Origin of the sequence: Mycobacterium sp. E2479, assembly GCF_001667925.1 — a bacterium.
Taxonomy (GTDB): Bacteria; Actinomycetota; Actinomycetes; order Mycobacteriales; family Mycobacteriaceae; genus Mycobacterium.
On sequence record NZ_LZJR01000086.1, the window covers coordinates 34769 to 54556 of the forward strand.

Here is a 19788-nt window from a genome sequence, read left to right on the forward strand (position 1 = left end):
TGCGCTTGGCATCGGGTCCTATTGGCCTGCATCGCGGCGGGGCTAGATTGGCCCTATGCGCACCGCTCGCCTGATCGCCGCGATCGCGACGATCCTCACGGTCGGCCTCACCGGGGGGTTGCTGCTGGCCCCGTCAGCAGGCGCGCAACCACCATTCCGGTTGGCCGACTACGTCACTGACAACGCCGGAGCGCTGTCGGATTCCGGGCGCAGCGCGGTCAACGCCGCCCTGAACAAGCTGTACACCGACCGCCACATCCGGCTGTGGGTGGTTTACGTCGACAACTTCTCCGGCCACCCCGCGGCCGGATGGGCACAACGCACCATGAGCAGCAGCGACCTGGGCGACTACGACGCGCTGCTGGCCGTCGGCACCGTCAGTCATGACTATGCGTTCCTGGTGCCGTCCACGATCAAAAGCATCAACGCAAATCAAGTCGATAAGTTGCGGCGCAACAGGATCGAGCCCGCCCTGCACAACGGCGACTGGAGCGGCGCCGCGGTGGCGGCGGCCAACGGGCTGGACACCTCGCCAAGCTCGTGGGGCCGCGTGGCCATGCTGGCCGTATTGGCGGGCATCCTCATCGCGCTGGCGATCCTGTTATTGGCCATGCATTATCGCGGCAGGCGCCGTCGCGCCGCGGCGCTGGCCGCGGCACGCCGAGTCGATCCCACCGACGCGAACGCGCTGGCGGAGGTTCCGCCGCAGGCACTCGACGACCTCTCCCGCGAACTGGTGGTGGACGTCGACAATGCGATCCGCACCAGCGCGAATGAATTGGACCTGGCCGTCACCGAATTCGGCGAGCACCGCACCCAGCCATTCACGCAGGCCGTGACGAACGCCAAAGCGGCTCTGTCCCAGGCATTCACGATCCGGCAGCAACTTGACGACGCGATACCCGAGACACCGGCGCAGCGCCGCGACCTGCTGACCCGGCTGATCGTCTCGGCGGCGCGCGCCGACCGCGAACTGGAGTCGCAAACCGAGGCCTTCGACAAGTTGCGCGATTTGGTGATCAACGCCCCCACCCGCCTGGACTCGCTGACGCAGCAGTACGTGGAACTCACCACCCGCATCGCGCCGGCCGAACAACGACTTGCCGCTCTGCACAAGGACTTCAGTGCCGCCGCGTTGACTTCGGTGTCCGGCAACGTCACGACGGCCAAGGAGCGGCTGGTGTTCGCCGACCGCAACATCGGCACCGCCCGTGAGCTTGCCGCCCAAGCCGTCAGCGGAGAGCAGGCCCGTCTGGTCGATGCCGTCCGGGCCGCCGAGTCAGCGCTGGGCCAAGCGCGCTCGCTGCTCGACGCAATCGACCACGCGGCCGGCGACATTGCGCACGCCATCGACCGGCTGCCGTCGGCGATGACCGACATTCAGAACGACATCACGCGCGCAGACGAGCTGCTGCAGCAGACGGCGAAACTCAAAACCGCCCACACCAGTGATCTGGTCGCGGCGCGCGACGCCGCCATCAGGGCCGTCGAAAGCGCACGAGCCGGTGCTTCCGACGATCCGCTGAGCGAGTTCGCGCAGCTGACGAAGGCTGATGCCGCCCTCAACGGCCTGCTGGCCACGCTGGCCCAGGAGCAGGCCGCGGCCGAACAGCTGAACCGGTCATTGGAGCAGGCGGTGTTCACCGCGCAGTCGCGGGTGCGCGCGGTGTCGGACTACGTCGATACACGTCGGGGCAGCATCGGCCCCGAAGCTCGCACCCGGCTGGCCGAAGCCAAACGGCATCTGGAAGCCGCGCAGGACAAGCGATCGACCCTCCCCTCCGAGGCGATCGCGCACGCCAATGCGGCATCGACGCTGGCTGCCACGGCGCAGTCCCTGGCCAACGACGACGTGCAGCGGGCGCAGCGCGCCTACATGGGTCGCGGCGGCAGCGACATGGGTGCGATGCTCGGCGGGATCATCATCGGCAACGTCCTCAGCGGGGGCATGCGAGGCGGATTCGGCGGTTGGAGCCCGACCTCGTTCGGCGGCAGCCCGAGTTCGTCCGGCGGCGGTTTCATGGGTGGCGGCGGCCGATTCTGAGCAGCGCGTAACCCCGGCGATCGCAGCGGCTTTGGGTTTTCTGCGGTCTCAACCAGCTGCCGGGGAATGCGGTATCACGCCTGGGGTCCTTGGCGTCGTCTCGCCTTCGCGCCCACTTCGCGCACCATCCGCGGCCTGCGTCGGGCGGGGCTCGTCGGCCGTCTGCTCGGGAGCTTGGGCGCCGACGTCCGAGTTCGGCGCCCAATGGTCATAGTCATCTGGCGGAACGACCACGCCCCACTTGAGGGGAACCGACAGCCCACCGAGCACGCCGGACTCACCTCGAACCGCAGACACCGTGTCATCCGGCAACGGCGAACGGAGAGGCAAAAGCACGTCTGCCCCCTTCCACAGCCGACGAAAGCGTTCGGATGCTGTGGCGAATCGAATTCACGCCTACCGATTCACATCGTAAGACAAACTGAAGAAAATATGCGGGAATCGCCGAAGATACTTTTATCGAGCACATGCTCAACGGTGCGCAACCCTGCTGTCAGCTTCGCGAGGACAGCAGCCGAGCGCCGCCATGCACATGGCGACGCCAGGCGTCCGACACTGCTATGCAGTGGGGAGCCGATCCCAGACCCGTTGGTATCCAAGGCTTTAGGACCGTAATCGAGGAAGTCTCCGAATAGCAGAACCAGGCCGTCCATAGCGACCTGGTAGTCGGTTCTGGCTCTGGTCGACCGGTGAACCAGTGGACCGGCGGCGGGTTTTTACGACACCTATTAGATGAATTCGTGCGTCGTCATACAACGGTTGTTGCCGCGCATGTACGTATATCCGAAAGCGTTAATTCGGTTGTTTTGCACAATATGCACGTCTACACCAGCAGCCCCGCCCCACTATCCCGGCCGGTTGCGTGGAACCACCTTGGGACGAGACCTCACCACCTGTGCCCTGGTCCCGCGGTCCTCCCCCTCGGGACTCTTCTCGTCCACCGGCATCGCCGCCATCGGTGCGCCATTACCGGACTCGGTTGCTGCCGCCGCAGCCGACGCCTCAGCGTCCACACCGGTCAATGCCGGAGCGGTGAGGTAAGCGGGCATCGACCCTTGCCACGCGGGGGGCACCGACATCGACCCGACGAACCGCGCGCTGCCCAGTCCGGCCGTCGCAACGCCCAGGGTGCCCAACCCCCCACCAGCCAACGGCGGCAGGTCAGATAGCGCGCTACCCGCGCTTTGGGGCGCACTGGGTTGCGCGCCGGCAGCGCCGACCAAATCCGGTGCCGCCGGGGGCGCCAATGCGGGGGCCGCCGCGGGTGGCGCCGGGCCCGCACTCTGGGCAAGCGTCATCATCGGCGTCATCAACGCGGTTGCCGGGTAGGCTCCGGCCTGCGCGACGGTCGACAATGCGGCCGCCGGCGTCGACGAGAGCACTGACGTCAACGACGAGACGGCCGGCGAGAGCGCAGAAAACGCCGACTGCAACTGGGCGGCGAAAGCGGTTCCCAGCGACGACAACCCCTGGAAGAACTGCGACGCAAAACTCAAGGGTGTGGTCGCCAATGCGCCCAGGTCCGCCAGATCCGCAGACTGCGCGCTACCTCCCAGGGCCGCCGGTGGCGCGCCGAAATTCGGCAATGCCTGCGCCATCGATTGAGCCCCGGCCTGATAGCCCAGCATCGCGGCCACGTCTTGCGCCCACATCTCGACATACTCGAGCTCGGTTTGCGCGATCGCCGCCGTGTTCACGCCGAAAAAGTTCGTCGCGATCAAGACGAGCAGCCGGGCCCGATTCGCCAGCACCTCCGGCAGCGGCACCGTCGCCACCAGCGCCTCCTCGAAAGCCAGGGCCGCCATCCGGGCCTGCAAGGCCGCCACCTCAGCCTGTGCCGCAGCAATGAGCAGCCATTCCACGTAGGGCGCCGCGGCCGTGGTCATCGATACCGACGAGGGCCCGAGCCAGGGGCCACTGGCCAAATCCGAAACCACCGTGTCGAAAGACGATGCCGAGGATGACAGATCGACTGCCAGCCCATCCCAGGCCGCGGCCGCCTCGAACAGAGGTCCGGACCCGGGGCCGCCAAATATCAGGGCCGAGTTGATCTCAGGAGGAAAGAACACAAATGCGGGAATCAATCGCAACCCCAACCGACCGAGTCAACGGCTCCTGCCCCGGACGGCTCAACGTTCACCCGAGGCGTTAGTCACCTACTTATACCGCAGTCGGGATCTTAAGGCACCCGCACGCGATAGGCCGAATTCTGTGACGACGTATCGCCACATGCGCGACGAAGAGCTGCGGCCCTACAGCGGCGCAGAAAATCTTCCACGACGCCTGGAAGGACCCCGGGAAGTACGCGATCAACAGCCCTTGAGGCGCGCCGCCAGATAATCGGAGACGGCATTCATCGGGACCCGTTCCTGGGACATGTCGTCGCGCTGGCGTACCGTAACGGCGTCGTCCTCGAGTGAGTCGAAATCCACCGTCACGCAAAACGGTGTTCCAATCTCATCCTGGCGCCGATATCGCCGTCCGATGGCACCGGCGTCATCAAAATCGATATTCCAGAAATTGCGTAATTCGGCGGCCAAGTCTCGCGCTTTGGGACTCAAGTCGGCGTGGCGGGACAGCGGAAGCACCGCAGCCTTGACCGGAGACAGGCGCGGGTCGAGACGCAGAACAGTGCGTTTCTCCATTTTGCCCTTGGCGTTCGGGGCTTCGTCCTCCACATAGGCGTCGATCAAGAACGCCATGAACGACCGCGTCAGGCCGGCGGCCGGCTCGATCACATACGGCGTGTATCGGGTGTCGGTGACCTGGTCGTAGAACGACAGGTCGACGCCGGAATGCTTGGCGTGCGTCGACAAGTCGAAATCGGTCCGGTTGGCGACACCTTCGAGCTCACCCCACGGGTTACCGGCGAAACCGAACTTGTACTCGATATCGACGGTGCGGTCGGAATAGTGCGACAACTTGTCGGCCGGATGTTCAAACAACCGCAAGTTCTCGGGGTTGATACCAAGCTCGACATACCACTGCAACCGGGTGTCGATCCAGTACTGATGCCATTCCTTCGCCGTCGACGGCTCGACGAAGAACTCCATTTCCATCTGTTCGAACTCGCGGGTCCGAAAAATGAAGTTGCCCGGGGTGATCTCGTTGCGAAAACTCTTGCCTATCTGGCCGATGCCGAAAGGCGGCTTCTTGCGGGCCGTCGTCACCACGTTGGCGAAGTTGACGAAGATGCCCTGCGCGGTCTCCGGGCGCAGATAGTGCAGGCCCTCCTCGGTCTCGATCGGACCCAGGTAGGTCTTGAGCATCATGTTGAACTCGCGCGGCTCGGTCCACTGGCCCGGCTCGCCGGTCTCTGGGTCGCGGATGTCGGCCAGGCCGTTGGGCGGCGGATGCCCGTGTTTGGCTTCGTAGGCCTCGATGAGATGGTCGGCGCGATAGCGCTTGTGGGTGATCAACGACTCGACCAGCGGGTCATGGAAGACCTCGACATGCCCGGAGGCAACCCACACTTGCCGCGGCAAGATGATCGATGAATCCAGGCCCACGACGTCCTCGCGTCCGGTGACCACCGAGCGCCACCACTGCCGTTTGATGTTCTCCTTGAACTCCACGCCCAGCGGGCCGTAATCCCACGCCGATCGCGTGCCGCCGTAGATCTCGCCGGAGGGAAAGACGAAGCCGCGCCGTTTGGCGAGGTTCACTACGGTGTCGATGACAAACGCCACGGGGTGGTGCACTCCCTCTCCGGGTTTGGGCGGGCACGCGCGGCGGTAGACCGCGGTGCGCAGAGCATCAGTCATGGTAGCGATCGACGCCGGGGTCTTTGACATGCGTCATCATGCATGTGACAGTGGATGGCAGCCGATAACGACATTCAATGGCGGATACTTTTCCCACTACCTGGCACTTCTCGAGGTGATGCCGCTCCGATGATGACGTCCCCGTCACCTTCTGCCTCGATGCCCGCCGCCGACGACGGCGACTCGGACCTGGGCGTGGTCGCCCACGACCACGAACCGCTCGGCGCCGGCGGGCGTTCCGGCCTAACCGCCTATCCCGTGCCGCCGCCGCGGGACATCCTCGATGCCGCCGGTGAGTTGTTGCGCGCGCTGGCCGCGCCCGTGCGAATCGCGATCGTGTTGCAGTTGCGCGAGTCCCATCGCTGCGTGCACGAGCTGGTGGACGCGCTCGGCGTGCCCCAGCCGCTGGTCAGCCAGCACCTGAAGATTCTCAAGGCGGCCGGGGTCGTCACCGGGGAGCGATCCGGTCGCGAAGTGCTGTATCGGCTCGCCGACCATCACCTCGCGCACATCGTGGTGGACGCCGTCGCGCACGCCGGTGAGGAGCCGCGCCAATGACCGGGACCAGCGTCCGCTCCACCCGGCAGCGTGCCGCGATCTCCACCTTGCTGGAGACGCTCGATGAATTTCGCTCGGCCCAAGAGCTGCATGACGAGCTGCGCCGGCGCGGCGAGAACATCGGCCTGACAACTGTTTACCGGACGCTGCAGTCGATGGCCGCGGCCGGGATGATCGACACGCTGCGCACCGACACCGGCGAGTCGGTCTACCGCAGGTGTTCCGAGCACCATCATCACCACCTGGTCTGCCGCGGCTGCGGCGCCACCATCGAGGTGGGTGATCACGAGGTCGAGCAGTGGGCCGCGGAAGTGGCCGCCAAGCATGGCTTCTCGGATGTCAGCCACACCATCGAAATCTTCGGTACCTGTTCGGATTGCAACGGCCGATAGCCGATTACGCCGTCAGCGTCCGACGTATCCCCGCTCCGGTGTCCAGCACCAACAGGATCAGCGTCCTCAAGGCTTCGTCGGTCAGGCCGCCGCCGGGGAAGTTGTAGCGCAGCATCACGTCGGCGGTTTTCGACGCGCCCTTGCCCGAATTACGTTGCACGGCCTTCTCATTGATCTTCTCTATCAGGTTTACGCTGCCGAAATTGCTGTCGCGGGCCTGCGCGGCGACTTGTTCGCTGACCTTCTTGGTCAGCGGCAGATCCCACGCCAAGATCTGGGTGAGCGACACCAGGTCGAGGCCCTCGGCGATGGTCACCACGCGCAGCGAGGCGATAGTGCCGTCGTGGCGCACGGTGACCGCGCCGTCGGGCTCCTCCTCAAGCGAAAGGACGTCGCCGAGTATCGACGCCAGGCGTTTCTGTAGCGACGGCACTATGCACTCCCGAATCTGCGGTTGCGAGAAGCGTATTCCTCACACGCCGCCCATAGGTCGCGGCGGTCGTAGTCGGGCCACAGCTTGTCCTGAAAGACGTACTCGGCGTACGCCGCCTGCCACAACATGAAATTGCTGGACCGATGCTCCCCCGAGGTCCGCAGGAACAAATCCACATCGGGAATGTCGGGCCGCTGCAGGTGATGCGTCACCGTCGACTCGCTGATACGCTCCGGATTCAGCCGGCCGGCGGCGGCCAAGCGCGCGATTTCCTTTGTAGCCTCGGCGATTTCGGCGCGGCCGCCGTAGTTGACGCAGTAGTTCACGGTGATCACGTCGTTGTCCTTGGTCATGTCCTCCGCGATCGCCAATTCATTGATCACGCTACGCCACAAGCGTGGCCGCGAGCCCACCCACCGGATCTTGACCCCGATTGTCTTCAGGTTCACCCGACGCATGCGCACCACATCGCGGTTGAACCCCATCAGGAAGCGGACCTCCTCGGGGGAACGCTTCCAGTTTTCTGTGGAGAATGCGTAAAGGCTGAGCCATTTGATGCCGATTTCGATTGCGCCGCAGACGATGTCGATCACCACCGCCTCGCCCGCCTTATGGCCGTCGGTGCGGGTCAGCCCCTGTTGGGTCGCCCAGCGGCCGTTACCGTCCATCACGATGGCCACATGATTGGGCAGTCGGGCGGCCTCGATTCTGGGCGGGGCCGCCTTGGAGATGTGCTGTGGTGGCCGGCACGGCCCCCCGTCGGCGGACGGCGGCAGCTCCGGAAAGACGACCGGCCAGGTCGACTTGTCGGGAAACACCGGATAGTCGTCGGGTGCGGGGGGCAGCTGCGGGAAATCGGCTGACGCCCTTGCGGGCTCGGCCTTTCGGCCAGAGCCGCCGGCCCAGAGTTTAGCCACAGTCCATATCCTGCCCGATCAGCGCCGCGCGCTGTTCGGCAATGGTGCGATCGACGTGATACGTCCGTTCCACGAGCGGCAACGTTTTGAGCTGCCGCTCCAAATGCCACTGCAGGTGCGCGGCCACCAGACCGCTGACGTAGTTGCGGTGCGATTGCGGCGTTTTTTCGGCGAAGTCCCAATCGCCGTCGTGGAGCGCGGACATCAGGTCCAGCACTCCCGGTGGTGGCGTCGTCGAACCGGCCGGGCGGCAGTGTGTGCAGACGCTGCCGCCCGCACCGACGTGGAATGCCCGATGGGGACCGGGAGTGGCGCAACGGGCGCACTCTCCCAGCGCCGGCGCCCATCCGGCGATGCCCATTGCGCGCAGCAGGTAGGCGTCGAGCAAAAGGCCCCGGGACCGCCGGCCGTCGGCCACCGCCCGCAACGCACTCACCGTGAGCCCGTGCAGGGCCGGGGCGGGCGCCCGCTCCTCGCCGGCGAGGCGCTCGGCGGTTTCCAGCATGGCGCAGCCGCAGGTGTAACGGCCGTAGTCATTGACGATGTCGGTGGCGAACGCGTCAATGGAGACGACCTGGGTGACGATGTCGAGGTTGCGGCCGGGATGCAGCTGCACGTCGATGTGTGCAAACGGCTCCAGCCGCGCACCGAATTTGCTGCGAGTGCGGCGCACGCCCTTGGCGACCGCACGGACCAGCCCGTGATCGCGAGTAAGCAAGGTGACGATCCGGTCGGCTTCGCCGAGCTTGTGCTGGCGCAACACAACAGCTCGGTCTCGGTATAGCCGCATCACAACAGTTTTGCACCCCGCCGCGACATTATGGGTATCCGCGCCGTTAGTCTCGTACCCCGTGATTGGCGCTTCTGGGTCGGGTCCTGGGTCCATTGCAGGATCCGGCCACCGGCGCCTGCCCACGCTGACTGACCTGCTCTATCAGCTGGCCAGCCGGTCGGTGACGTCCACCACATTGGTGGGCCGCTCCCTGCACGCCATCCACGCCAGCCAGCCCACACTGAACGCCTTCCGGGTGGTGCTCACCGAATCAGCGCTGGCCGACGCGGCGGAGGCCGACCGGCGACGCGCGGCCGGGGACACCGCCCCTCTGCTGGGGATCCCGATCGCCGTGAAAGACGACGTCGACGTTGCCGGGGTGCCCACCGCCTTCGGGACCGAGGGGTCGGTCCCGCCGGCCACGCACGACGCTGAGGTGGTGCGTCGCCTGAAGGCCGCCGGCGCCGTCATCGTCGGCAAGACGAACACCTGTGAACTCGGCCAATGGCCGTTCACCAGCGGACCCGGCTTCGGCCATACCCGCAACCCCTGGTCGCGCCGGCACACCCCGGGTGGATCGTCCGGCGGCAGCGCGGCGGCGGTCGCGGCCGGCCTGGTCACCGCCGCGATCGGCTCCGACGGCGCCGGCAGTATCCGCATCCCCGCGGCGTGGACGCACCTGGTGGGCATCAAACCGCAGCGTGGCCGCATCTCGACCTGGCCGTTGCCGGAGGCGTTCAACGGCATCACGGTCAACGGTGTGCTGGCCCGGACCGTGGCTGATGCGGCGTTGGTGCTCGATGCCGCATCAGGCAACGTCGAGGGCGATCGGCACCAGCCGCCCCCGATTACCGCGTCCGACTATGTGGGGAAAGCCCCGGGCCCGCTGAACATCGCGCTGTCCACCCGGTTCCCGTACACCGGCTTCCGGCCGAAGCTGCACCCGGAAATCCTGGCCGCGACGCGAGCCGTCGGCAAGCAACTCGAATTGCTCGGCCACACCGTGGTGCCGGGCAACCCCGATTACGGCATGCGGCTGTCCTGGGACTTCCTCGCCCGGTCCACCTCGGGCCTACGGGAGTGGGAGGAGCGACTGGGCGACGGCGTGGTGCTGGACCCCCGCACCCTGTCCAACCTGCGCATCGGCGCGTTATTGGGGCAAGCCATCCTGCGCACCGCCCGCCGCCACGAAGCGGACGACCAACGCCGGGTGGGCTCGATATTCGACATCGTCGATGTCGTGTTAGCTCCGACCACCGCCCAACCGCCGCCGCTGGCGCGTGCCTTCGACCGGTTGAGTGGCTTCGGCACCGACCGCGCCATGATCGCGGCGTGCCCCCTGACGTTCCCGTGGAACGTCCTGGGCTGGCCGTCGATCAACGTTCCGGCCGGCTTCACCTCCGACGGTTTGCCGATCGGTGTGCAGCTGATGGGTCCGGCACACAGCGAGGGCCTGCTGATTTCGCTCGCCGCCGAACTGGAAGCCGTCTGCGGATGGGCCAGCGAACAGCCGCAGTCGTGGTGGGACCAGACCACCGATGCTCCCGGCTGACGTCTTAACCACCAGCAAGCGTTTCCGCAGGTATTAAGGAGAATCAGCCGCTGACAACCCGGGTACTCGTTGGCGATGGACCAATCGACCGCTCCCCTGCTCGAGGCGCTGCCGATTATCGGGACAAGAACCGCTACGGATTCACGCCACCGGGCATTCCCACGGTCGTCCCCGGTGAGCGCCTCAATGATGCGGTGCTGGCGTGTTTGCGCTCGGGCGCCAACGCCGGCATGAATCTTCCCGACGCGGCCGATCCGTCGTTGGAGACCATCGGGGTGCTGGTCTGACGTGGCGATCCTCCGCATCAATGTTCACATCAGCCACACGCGTAGCCGGTGGGTGGCATATGGTCTTTTCCAAATGCGCTAGCAGCGGCGCTAGCACGCATGAAACTCGCCTATTGGTCGGCAGCGCGCCGGTGAGTGCCGCGCGCGCCGGTCGCCAGCGCGGCACGGCTGTGACCGTTAAAAGCCCAGTCGGCCAAGCTGTTTGGGGTCGCTCTGCCAATTTTTGGCGACCTTGACGCGCAGGTCGAGGTACACCTTCGTGCCCAGCAACTTCTCGATCTGGGCGCGCGCGGCGGTACCGACCTCTCGCAGCCGGGCGCCGCCCTTGCCGATGACGATGCCCTTCTGGCTGTCGCGTTCGACGTAAAGCAGGGCATGGACGTCGATCAGGTCGTCACGATCCGGCCGCGGGTTGACTTCGTCGATGACCACCGCCAACGAATGCGGCAGCTCGTCACGAACGCCCTCGAGGGCGGCCTCCCGAATGAATTCGGCCATCAGAACCTCTTCGGGCTCGTCGGTCAGCTCACCGTCGGGGTAATACGCCGGCCCAGGCGGCAGCGCGGCGGCCAGCACGTCGATCAAGATGTCCATTTGAGCGCCGGTCACCGCCGACACCGGAACGATCTCGGCAGAGTCACCGACCAGCTCGCTGACCGCCACCAACTGCGCGGCTACCCGATCTTTGGGCGCCTTGTCGATCTTGGTGACGATCGCGACCAGAGTCGTCTTCGGCGCGGTCGAACGGATTTGTTCGACGATCCACCGGTCTCCCGGACCGATCGCTTCGTCGGCGGGAATGCACAGCCCGATCACGTCGACTTCGGAATAGGTATCGCGCACAAGGTCGTTGAGGCGCTTGCCCAGCAAGGTGCGCGGTCGGTGCAGGCCTGGCGTGTCGACCAGGATGATCTGGAAGTCGTCTCGATGCACGATGCCGCGGATGGTGTGCCGGGTGGTCTGTGGCCGCATCGAGGTGATCGCGACCTTGGTCCCGACGAGCGCATTGGTCAGTGTCGATTTCCCAGTGTTGGGGCGACCGACCAAACATACGAAGCCGGAACGAAATTCAGTCATGCGGCCCGGGCTCCTCGCCATCGGGCGAATCGTCGGATTCGACCGGGCTGAGCAAAACGGTGTTAATCCGTACCCGGCCCCGGTGATCGGTGCCGCCTTCGGCCCGCAGCCGCAGACCGTGCGAAACCACCTCGGCGCCCGGCAGCGGCACCCGGCCCAATTCCAGGGCGAGCAGGCCGCCGACGGTGTCGACGTCGAGGTCGTCGTCGAACTCCACGTCGTATAGCTCGCCCAGGTCTTCTATCGGTAGCCGCGCCGACACCCGGAAGTGCTTGTCGCCCAAGTCTTCGATCGGCGCCGTCTCCGCCTGGTCGTACTCGTCGGCGATCTCGCCGACGATCTCTTCCAGCACATCTTCGATGCTGACCAAGCCGGCGATCGCGCCGTACTCGTCGACGAGAAGAGCCATGTGGTTGCGGTCGCGCTGCATTTCCCGCAGCAGAGAGTCCAGAGGTTTGGAATCCGGCACGAAGACCGCGGGGCGCATCACCGTCGACACCGGAGGGGTCCGCCCGCCGTCGCCGGACAAAACCGTCTGCTGAACAAGGTCTTTCAGATACACGACCCCGACGACGTCGTCGACGTTCTCGCCGATCACCGGGATGCGGGAATGCCCGCTGCGCACCGCCAAGTTGATGGCCTGGCTGGCGGACTTGTCGCTTTCGATCCAGATCATCTCGGTGCGCGGGACCATCACCTCGCGGGCCGGGGTGTCACCGAGTTCGAAGACCGACTGGATCATCTTGCGCTCTTCGGCCGCGACCACGCCGCGCTGCTGAGCCAGGTCGACGACTTCGCGCAATTCGATCTCGGAGGCGAACGGCCCGTTCCGCAGCCCGCGGCCGGGGGTCACCGCGTTACCCAGCACCACCAGCAACCGGCTGATCGGCATCAACAGCCACGAGATCGCTTGCAGCGGAAGCACCGTCGTCAGCGCAATGGAGTAGGCGTTCTGACGACCGAGGGTGCGTGGGCCCACCCCCATGACGACGAAGCTGGTCACCACCATGATGGCGGCCGCGCCGAACAATCCCCATCTCAGCCCGAAGTTGTCATAGAGAAACACCACCAGCAGTACGGTCGCCGTGATCTCGCAGGCGATCCGCAGCAGCACCACCAGGTTGATGTAGCGCGGCCGTTCCGACATCACCTTGGACAACGCCACCGCCCCGGGCCGCTCGTCGCGCACCAACTCCTGAACCCGGGCCAGCGACACCGTGCTGATTGCCGCATCGATCGCCGCGAACAGCCCGCCCAGCGCGATCAGCGCGACTGCACCGAACAGCTCAGACCAGCCCGTCAATTGTCGACATACCTTGACTCGGTCACTGACTCCCCTGTGGCTTTGGCCTGCAGCTTAGGTGTCAGCCTGCTGCTCCCCGCTCCGATTCCGGCGGTTGAGCAACCAGGCGATCAGACCCACCACTACCGCAAACCCCCCGAAGCGCAACGGCAGCGTCCACCCTGATTGTTGGGGCTGACCGGGCTCCTGGTGGTGAACGGCCAGTAGCACCAAGAAACTGCCGTCGTCCGTCGGCCCGACGCCCGGTGTCGGCTGGGTCTTGATCACCCTGATCTGGGCGGGGGCGCTGCTGGAATTGTCGATCTGCCCCCACGCCAGCGTGGAGTCGTCGAGCAGGAAGGTATCCTGGCCGCCCGCCGGTTGGCCGCCGTCGTGACCCACCACCGCAACGTGGCCCACTTCGACGGTCTCGCCTTTGGCGGGAACGAACACCGTGACATTCTCGTACAGCTTCGGCGGAACCGGCGGCTTGTAGTCCGGTGGCGGCGCGCCGTTGTTCGGCGGCGGTATTGAGCCCCCGCCGTAAAAGCTGCCGGCCGCCACATAGCTGTCGCTGACCGCGGTGAACGGGACGACGCCGACGCTGGTCGCGTCGAGCACCATCCGCGCTCCGCGCGGCAGGTACGCCTGCTGGTAGGCGCCGTTGTAGAAGTAGTGCAGCGTAACCGGCTGATTGAGCGGGTTGTAGATCGTCGGGCGACGATAGGCGTCGTCGTAGTCGAGGTACTCCCAGTGGCGCGGTCGGACGAACTTCTGATCGTCAATCTTGAGGATGTCGACGTTGTCGCGGTGAGAACTCACGACGTTCTGCACCTGCTGGTTGGGATCAACCTGGGTGGGCGGCTTCGGTGGGTTGGCGGGGTCGACGCGCGTCAGCGGTGCGGCCTTGGCCGCCGCGATCGCCAACGACGGCGCATCCAGGCCACGCGGCGGTGCCACCACCGGGGCGTTCCGTGGTGCGTCCGGCCCCGGCGGACTGATCTCCTGCACCGGAAGCAAACCGGAGTTGGGCGGCGGAAGTATCAGCGGACCCTCCACCGGCGACGGGAGCGGGGGCGGCTCGTACACCGGAATGGGAATTGGCGGAATTGGCTTGGGCGCGGTGCTCGGGGGTCCTTGGACGCCATGGCGGTCCTCGTTGCATACGTTCGCCGTGTGATAGGCGTTCACGTAGAACATGCAGTGCTCGCAGGCGACCGGGTTCGATCCCGCGCCGGCACACGGGGCCGCCAGCGCTTGAGTGTCGGTAATGACCCACACCGGCAAGGGCGCGAACGCGATGGTAGCTGCCGCCAGAATGTTGAACGGCCTCAATTGTCGAAATACCTTGACTTGTCGAGCAATCGACGGTCCCGTTCCTGCTGGCGGTCCTGGTGGTAGGCCTCGACCTGGTCGGCGACCCATTCTTCGAGCAACCGGTCCTGCAGGGCGAACATCTCCTTCTCCTCGTCCGGCTCGGCGTGGTCGTAACCGATCAGATGAAGCACGCCGTGGATGGCCAGCAGCGCCAGCTCGTGCCCCAGACTGTGGCCCGCCGAGGCGGCCTGACCGGCGGCGAATTCCGGGCACAGCACGATGTCGCCCAGCATGGAGGGTCCCGGCTCGGGGGCGTCCGGGCGTCCACCCGGCTCGAGCTCGTCCATCGGAAAGCTCATCACGTCGGTCGGGCCGGGCAGGTCCATCCAGCGCATGTGCAGGTCGGCCATCGCGGCGGTGTCCAGGAGCACCATCGACAGCTCGGCAGCCGGATTGACGTCCATCTTGGCGATGACGAACCGCGCGACGCTGATCAGTTCGGCTTCGGAGACGTCAATACCCGATTCGTTGGATACCTCAATGCTCATAGAACCCACTCACCGCACCATCATCGGCGACCGTGCGAGCCCGTCGCCCGCCGCGACGCCCGGTTCATCGCCAGACCAGGCTCTTCGAATTTCGCATAAGCGTCGACGATCTCCGAGACCAGCCGGTGGCGGACCACGTCCACACTGGTCAGCTCGGCGATGTGGATGTCATCCACGCTGTCCAGGATTTCCATCGCCGAGCGTAGGCCGGATTTCGCGCCGCCCGGAAGGTCGACCTGCGTGATGTCGCCGGTGACCACGATCTTCGATCCGAAGCCCAGTCTGGTGAGGAACATCTTCATCTGCTCGGCGGTGGTGTTCTGCGCCTCGTCGAGGACGATGAACGCGGAGTTCAACGTGCGGCCGCGCATATACGCCAGCGGAGCCACCTCGATGACTCCGGCGGTCATCAGTTTGGGGATCAGCTCGGGATCCATCATGTCGTACAGTGCGTCATACAACGGCCGCAGATAGGGATCGATCTTCTCGCTGAGTGTGCCGGGCAAAAAGCCAAGCCGCTCACCGGCTTCCACGGCCGGGCGGGTCAAGATGATGCGGTTTACCTGTTTGGTCTGCAACGCGTTGACCGCCTTGGCCATCGCCAGATACGTCTTGCCGGTGCCGGCCGGGCCGACCCCGAAGACGATGGTGTTGGCGTCGATGGCGTCGACGTAGCGCTTCTGATTGAGCGTCTTGGGCCGGATCGTCTTGCCGCGCCGCGACAAGATGTCCAGGGTCAGCACTTCGGCCGGGGACTCGTTGTCGGTGCCGGCCAGCATGGCGACGCTGTGGCGAACCACCTCCGGGGTCAACGGCTGGCCACCGGCAACGATCGCGACCAGTTCGGAGATCGCCCGCTCGGCGAGCGCGACGTCGGCGGGCTCACCCGCGAGGGAGACCGCATTGCCACGCACATGCAAGTCGGCGTTCAAGCTGCGCTCCAGGGCCCGCAGGTTCTGGTCCGCCGAACCCAACAAGCCCATCACGACATCGGGCGGAACATCGATGCTGCTACGAACCTGAGCAGAGGCCGGCACGGCTCCGGCAGCGTCAGCGGCGCTGGTCTCGCGGGGTGTCACGTGGCTCTCGATGCCTGCTTTCTCGGCTTGTCGGTGGGTTGCTGGGCCGTCTCAGTCTACGCCGAGGGCTCCGGTTGGTCAGTGTTCAGCAACGTACTCGACGCCGCGTCGCCGTCGCGACCCGGCGGCGCAACGTCGTTTGCCGGCACGTCCCCGCGCTGGTCCCAGCGCGGGGTCAGCACCCCGAGCGCGCCCAGGGCCACAGCCGCGGCCGTCGACGTCCGCAGCACCTGGGGACCGAGCCGCACCGCCGCCGCGCCGGCGTCGCACAGCGCCGCCATCTCGTCCTCTGCGATCCCGCCTTCTGGACCGACCAGCAGCAGCAGTGAATTCGCTTGTGCCAGATCGATATCGGCGAGTCGGTCGGTGGCCGACTCGTGCAAGGCCAACGCCGTTGCGCCGGCGCCCACCTCCGCGCGAATCCGCTGTGTCAGCTCCGTGGGGGACAACACGCCGTCGACCGGGGGGATGTACGCCCGACGGGACTGCCGGGCCGCCGACCGGACGACGGCACGCCATCGGCGCAACCCCTTGTTGACCCGATTGCCCTGCCAGTTAGCCACGCAGCGCGCGGCGTGCCACGCGACGAACGCGTCGGCGCCGGCCTCGGTGGCCAGCTCGACGGCCAGCTCCGAACGCTCCGACTTGGGCAGCGCCTGCACGATGGTCACGGACGGGGACCCCGGCGCCACACTCCAGCGCTCGAGGACCCGTGCGCGCAACCCGTCGCGCCCGGCGTGCTCCACCTCGCAATGGGCCAGGGTTCCGGCGCCGTCGCCGAGGACGAGTCGCTCGCCGGGACGGATTCGCCGCACGGAGGCGGCGTGAAAACCCTCGTCGCCGCCCAGCACGGCGAGCGAGCCGGGCTCGGGCAGCTTGTCGAGGTAGAACAGGGTCGCGACCATGGCGCGCCTCCGGGCGCCAGACTAGCGACCGGTGAAGGTTTCGCGGAGCCGGCTGAACAAGCCTCCGCCGGCGTGAGTCGAGCGGACCTCGGGCACATCGCGGCTGCGGTGAGTCTTGAACTCGCGCAGCAGTTCGGTGTCGCGGTGGTCCAGCCGGGCGGGAACCACCACCTCGACGTGGACATGCAGGTCACCTCGGGTGCCGGACCGCAGATGCGGCATGCCGTGACCACGCAGCGTGATGACCGAGCCCGGTTGCGTCCCCGGCGGAATGGTGATCTCGCTGACGCCGTCCAAAATCGCGTCGATGGTGATGGTGGCGCCCAGCGCGGCGTCAACCATCGGCACCGAAACCGTGCAGTGCAGGTCGTCGCCTTCGCGGACGAAGACGTCGTGGGCCTGTTCGTGCACCTCGACGTACAGGTCACCGGCCGGCCCGCCACCGGGCCCGACCTCGCCCTGCGCGGCGAGCCGCACGCGCATGCCGTCGCCAACGCCGGCCGGGATCTTGACGCTGATCTCGCGCCGGGCGCGCACCCGGCCGTCGCCCATGCACTGGTGGCACGGATCGGGGATGACGACGCCGACGCCACGGCACGTCGGACACGGCCGCGACGTCATCACCTGCCCCAGCAGCGAGCGCTGCACCGTCTGCACCTCGCCGCGGCCACCGCAGGTGTCGCAGGGCACCGGTACCGAATCACCGTTGGTGCCCTTACCCTGGCATCGGTCACACAGGACCGCGGTGTCCACGGTGACCTGCTTGGTCACGCCCGTGGCGCACTCTTCGAGGTCAAGCCGCATCCGCAGCAGCGAGTCGGAGCCCGGCCGCACCCGCCCGATCGGACCGCGGGAGGTCGCGCCGCCGCTGAAGCCGCCGCCGAAGAAGGCCTCGAACACGTCGCCCAGGCCGCCACCGAAGCCGCCGAAACCGCCGCCCGCCGCGGCCGCGTTCTCCAGTGGGTCCCCGCCCAGGTCGACGACCCGCCGCTTCTCGGGATCGCTCAACACCTCGTATGCGACGCTGATCTCCTTGAATTTCGCCTGCGCGGCCTCGTCGGGGTTGACGTCCGGATGCAGTTCGCGCGCCAGCTTGCGGTACGCGCGCTTGATCTCCGCGTCGCTGGCGTTTCTGCTCACGCCGAGCAGCCCGTAGTAATCGCGTGCCACGCTTGACTCTCCTATACCTGGTTTTTTCCCGCGCCTACCCATCCTGCGGGTGCGCGTTCATCGAGCACCCAGGACTTCGCCGATATAACGAGCAACCGCAGCAACGCTGGCGATAGTTCCCGGATAGTCCATCCGGGTGGGCCCCAGCACACCCATTCCCCCGTAGACGGTGTCGGGGGTGCCGTAGGCGGTGGTCACCACGGAGGTGCCCAATATCTGCTCGGCGGCCGTCTCGTGGCCGATGCGCACCGTCACTTTACCGGCTTCCTGCTGGACGGCCAGCAAGCGAAGCACCACCACCTGCTCCTCCAGCGCTTCCAGTATGGAGCGCAACGAGTCACCGAAATCGGCCGCGTTACGGGTCAGGTTGGCGGTGCCGCCCAGCAACAGGCGCTCTTCGGTGTGCTCGACGAGCGATTCCAGCAACACCGTTGCCGACCGGCCAACGGCGTCACCCAAACCTTCTGGGCTGGTCAGCTGTCCCGCGAGGTCGGCGACCGCCACCGACGCGGCGGACAGCTTCTTGCCCACCAGCGCCTGGGCGAGCATCTCGCGCAGCTGAGAAAGTTCGTGATCGTCGATGACGTCACCGAGTTCGACTACCCGCTGGTCGACACGGCCGGAGTCGGTGATGACGACCATCAGCAGCCGGGCCGGGGTCAGGGCGATCACTTCGAGGTGACGCACCGTGGACGACGACAGCGTGGGGTACTGCACCACGGCCACCTGTCGAGTCAGTTGCGAGAGCAGCCGAACCGCCCGCCGCAGGACGTCATCGAGATCGACACCGGACTCGAGGAAGCTCTGAATCGCGCGCCGTTCGGCCGAGGACAGGGGCTTGACTTCGTCGAGCCGGTCGACGAATTCGCGGTAACCCTTCTCGGTCGGCACCCGGCCGGAACTGGTATGCGGCTGGGTGATGTAGCCCTCGGCCTCGAGTACCGCCATGTCGTTACGGACCGTGGCGGACGAGACGCCCAAGTTGTGGCGGTCCACCAACGCCTTGGAACCGATCGGCTCTTTGGTGGCGACGAAGTCGGCGACGATGGCGCGCAGCACCTCGAACCGACGGTCATCGGCACTTCCCACCGGCCGCCACCTCCTTCGATACCGCCTTGACCGGATTCATTTTACGGACACGGGCGGCGCCGACGGTTATCCGCGGCGGTTCGGCGGAGCCGGTGACCGCAGGGATCACCGCCAGTCGTCGCCGTCACACCGGCGGTGCTGTCGAAAATTTTCTTCGAACGCATCGGTGCTGACGGACATCAGTCCGGCTAGCCTTTCCAGAATGAACCGGTCGTGCCATAGCAATGAGTCGGGAGCGGTCGGCCGATGATTTTCAAGGGCGTGCGCGACGGCAAGCCGTATCCCGAGCACAATCTGTCCTATCGGGATTGGTCCCAGATACCGCCGCAACAGATCCGGCTCGACGAATTGGTCACCACGACAACGGTGCTCGCGCTGGACCGGTTGCTCTCCGAGGACTCCACCTTCTACGGCGACCTCTTCCCCCACGCGGTGCGGTGGAGGGGCATCACCTACCTCGAAGACGGCCTGCATCGTGCGGTGCGGGCCGCTCTGCGGAACCGCACCGTGCTGCACGCTCGGGTGTACGACATGGATGTGCCGCTGGGCTCGCCCGCGTAAGCGTCACACTCGAGGCTCCCCGCGTGTCGACCTAGTAAGGA

General features: G+C 66.3%; 18 protein-coding genes and 1 pseudogene. 5 read left to right on the forward strand and 14 right to left on the reverse strand.

The features are described 5' to 3' along the window. The first annotated feature begins 55 nt into the window (after positions 1–55). Positions 56–2044: a TPM domain-containing protein gene (locus A5686_RS12415; protein WP_067934471.1), complete on the forward strand. Its 1989-nt coding sequence runs from the start codon at positions 56–58 to the stop codon at positions 2042–2044. Positions 2045–2092: 48 nt separating this feature from the next. Here the strand turns inward: A5686_RS12415 and A5686_RS28410 are convergent, their stop codons facing one another. The 3 genes from A5686_RS28410 to A5686_RS12425 all read right to left on the reverse strand — a co-directional run bounded on the left by A5686_RS28410 (position 2093) and on the right by A5686_RS12425 (position 5745). Continuing rightward, positions 2093–2314 carry a hypothetical protein gene (locus A5686_RS28410; RefSeq protein ID WP_082947610.1) on the reverse strand — a complete coding sequence of 74 codons (222 nt, stop codon included), beginning with the start codon at positions 2312–2314 and terminating at the stop codon, positions 2093–2095. Positions 2315–2889: 575 nt separating this feature from the next. Continuing rightward, positions 2890–4128 carry a PPE family protein gene (locus A5686_RS12420; protein ID WP_067934715.1) on the reverse strand — a complete coding sequence of 413 codons (1239 nt, stop codon included), beginning with the start codon at positions 4126–4128 and terminating at the stop codon, positions 2890–2892. A gap of 225 nt (positions 4129–4353) precedes the next feature. Further along, a complete protein-coding gene (locus A5686_RS12425; protein ID WP_067934716.1) occupies positions 4354–5745 on the reverse strand; it encodes a glycine--tRNA ligase in 1392 nt (463 codons plus the stop codon). 192 nt (positions 5746–5937) lie between these two features. Between A5686_RS12425 and A5686_RS12430 the strand changes: the two genes are divergently transcribed. Together A5686_RS12430 and A5686_RS12435 are read left to right on the forward strand one after the other, a co-directional pair. Next, positions 5938–6366 carry a helix-turn-helix transcriptional regulator gene (locus A5686_RS12430; protein WP_197520561.1) on the forward strand — a complete coding sequence of 143 codons (429 nt, stop codon included), beginning with the start codon at positions 5938–5940 and terminating at the stop codon, positions 6364–6366. Then, positions 6363–6758 carry a Fur family transcriptional regulator gene (locus A5686_RS12435; protein WP_067934475.1) on the forward strand — a complete coding sequence of 132 codons (396 nt, stop codon included), beginning with the start codon at positions 6363–6365 and terminating at the stop codon, positions 6756–6758. Before A5686_RS12430 ends, A5686_RS12435 begins: the two co-directional genes overlap by 4 nt. Before the next feature lie 4 nt (positions 6759–6762). Here the strand turns inward: A5686_RS12435 and A5686_RS12440 are convergent, their stop codons facing one another. Genes A5686_RS12440 through recO form a run of 3 tightly spaced genes read right to left on the reverse strand, consistent with a single transcriptional unit; the run spans position 6763 to position 8898 of the window. Further along, the gene (locus A5686_RS12440; protein WP_067934477.1) at positions 6763–7191 is read right to left on the reverse strand and encodes a hypothetical protein; all 429 of its coding nucleotides are present in this window, start codon (positions 7189–7191) and stop codon (positions 6763–6765) included. Beyond that, the gene (locus A5686_RS12445; protein WP_082947611.1) at positions 7191–8108 is read right to left on the reverse strand and encodes a decaprenyl diphosphate synthase; all 918 of its coding nucleotides are present in this window, start codon (positions 8106–8108) and stop codon (positions 7191–7193) included. Before A5686_RS12445 ends, A5686_RS12440 begins: the two co-directional genes overlap by 1 nt. Further along, positions 8101–8898 (reverse strand): DNA repair protein RecO, encoded by a 798-nt coding sequence (gene recO / locus A5686_RS12450; protein WP_067934479.1) that lies wholly within the window; start codon positions 8896–8898, stop codon positions 8101–8103. Before recO ends, A5686_RS12445 begins: the two co-directional genes overlap by 8 nt. A gap of 61 nt (positions 8899–8959) precedes the next feature. On the opposite strand from recO, the gene A5686_RS12455 reads away from it, so the two are divergent. Next, complete coding sequence (locus A5686_RS12455; RefSeq protein WP_067934481.1) at positions 8960–10432, forward strand: amidase; 1473 nt, start codon at positions 8960–8962, stop codon at positions 10430–10432. Positions 10433–10896: 464 nt separating this feature from the next. Here A5686_RS12455 and era read toward each other — a convergent pair whose 3' ends face one another. The 8 genes and pseudogenes from era to hrcA all read right to left on the reverse strand — a co-directional run bounded on the left by era (position 10897) and on the right by hrcA (position 19186). Beyond that, complete coding sequence (era, locus tag A5686_RS12460) at positions 10897–11796, reverse strand: GTPase Era (protein WP_067934482.1); 900 nt, start codon at positions 11794–11796, stop codon at positions 10897–10899. Continuing rightward, the gene (locus A5686_RS12465; RefSeq protein ID WP_067934484.1) at positions 11789–13099 is read right to left on the reverse strand and encodes a hemolysin family protein; all 1311 of its coding nucleotides are present in this window, start codon (positions 13097–13099) and stop codon (positions 11789–11791) included. Before A5686_RS12465 ends, era begins: the two co-directional genes overlap by 8 nt. Positions 13100–13153: 54 nt before the next feature. Next, positions 13154–14413, reverse strand: coding sequence for a hypothetical protein (locus A5686_RS12470; protein ID WP_067934486.1), 1260 nt, complete (start codon positions 14411–14413; stop codon positions 13154–13156). Next, complete coding sequence (ybeY, locus tag A5686_RS12475; protein WP_067934488.1) at positions 14410–14943, reverse strand: rRNA maturation RNase YbeY; 534 nt, start codon at positions 14941–14943, stop codon at positions 14410–14412. The genes A5686_RS12470 and ybeY overlap by 4 nt, the downstream gene beginning before the upstream one ends. 20 nt (positions 14944–14963) lie before the next feature. Further along, complete coding sequence (locus A5686_RS12480; RefSeq protein ID WP_067934489.1) at positions 14964–16022, reverse strand: PhoH family protein; 1059 nt, start codon at positions 16020–16022, stop codon at positions 14964–14966. Between the two features lie 85 nt (positions 16023–16107). Then, positions 16108–16927 (reverse strand): annotated as a pseudogene (locus A5686_RS12485) (16S rRNA (uracil(1498)-N(3))-methyltransferase). 21 nt (positions 16928–16948) lie between these two features. Next, on the reverse strand, positions 16949–18097 hold the full coding sequence (gene dnaJ / locus A5686_RS12490) for a molecular chaperone DnaJ (RefSeq protein ID WP_067934493.1): 1149 nt from the start codon (positions 18095–18097) through the stop codon (positions 16949–16951). Between the two features lie 57 nt (positions 18098–18154). Next, positions 18155–19186 carry a heat-inducible transcriptional repressor HrcA gene (gene hrcA / locus A5686_RS12495; protein WP_067934494.1) on the reverse strand — a complete coding sequence of 344 codons (1032 nt, stop codon included), beginning with the start codon at positions 19184–19186 and terminating at the stop codon, positions 18155–18157. A gap of 246 nt (positions 19187–19432) precedes the next feature. On the opposite strand from hrcA, the gene A5686_RS12500 reads away from it, so the two are divergent. After that, positions 19433–19747, forward strand: coding sequence for a type II toxin-antitoxin system VapB family antitoxin (locus tag A5686_RS12500; protein WP_067934496.1), 315 nt, complete (start codon positions 19433–19435; stop codon positions 19745–19747). Positions 19748–19788: the final 41 nt, after the last annotated feature.

Coding starts and splice junctions, on each gene's coding strand:
- A5686_RS12415 (WP_067934471.1), top strand. CDS start 56: ATGCGCACCGCTCGCCTGATCGCCGCGATCGCGACGATCCTCACGGTC.
- A5686_RS12430 (WP_197520561.1), top strand. CDS start 5,938: ATGATGACGTCCCCGTCACCTTCTGCCTCGATGCCCGCCGCCGACGAC.
- A5686_RS12435 (WP_067934475.1), top strand. CDS start 6,363: ATGACCGGGACCAGCGTCCGCTCCACCCGGCAGCGTGCCGCGATCTCC.
- recO (WP_067934479.1), bottom strand. CDS start 8,898: ATGCGGCTATACCGAGACCGAGCTGTTGTGTTGCGCCAGCACAAGCTC.
- era (WP_067934482.1), bottom strand. CDS start 11,796: ATGACTGAATTTCGTTCCGGCTTCGTATGTTTGGTCGGTCGCCCCAAC.
- ybeY (WP_067934488.1), bottom strand. CDS start 14,943: ATGAGCATTGAGGTATCCAACGAATCGGGTATTGACGTCTCCGAAGCC.
- A5686_RS12500 (WP_067934496.1), top strand. CDS start 19,433: ATGATTTTCAAGGGCGTGCGCGACGGCAAGCCGTATCCCGAGCACAAT.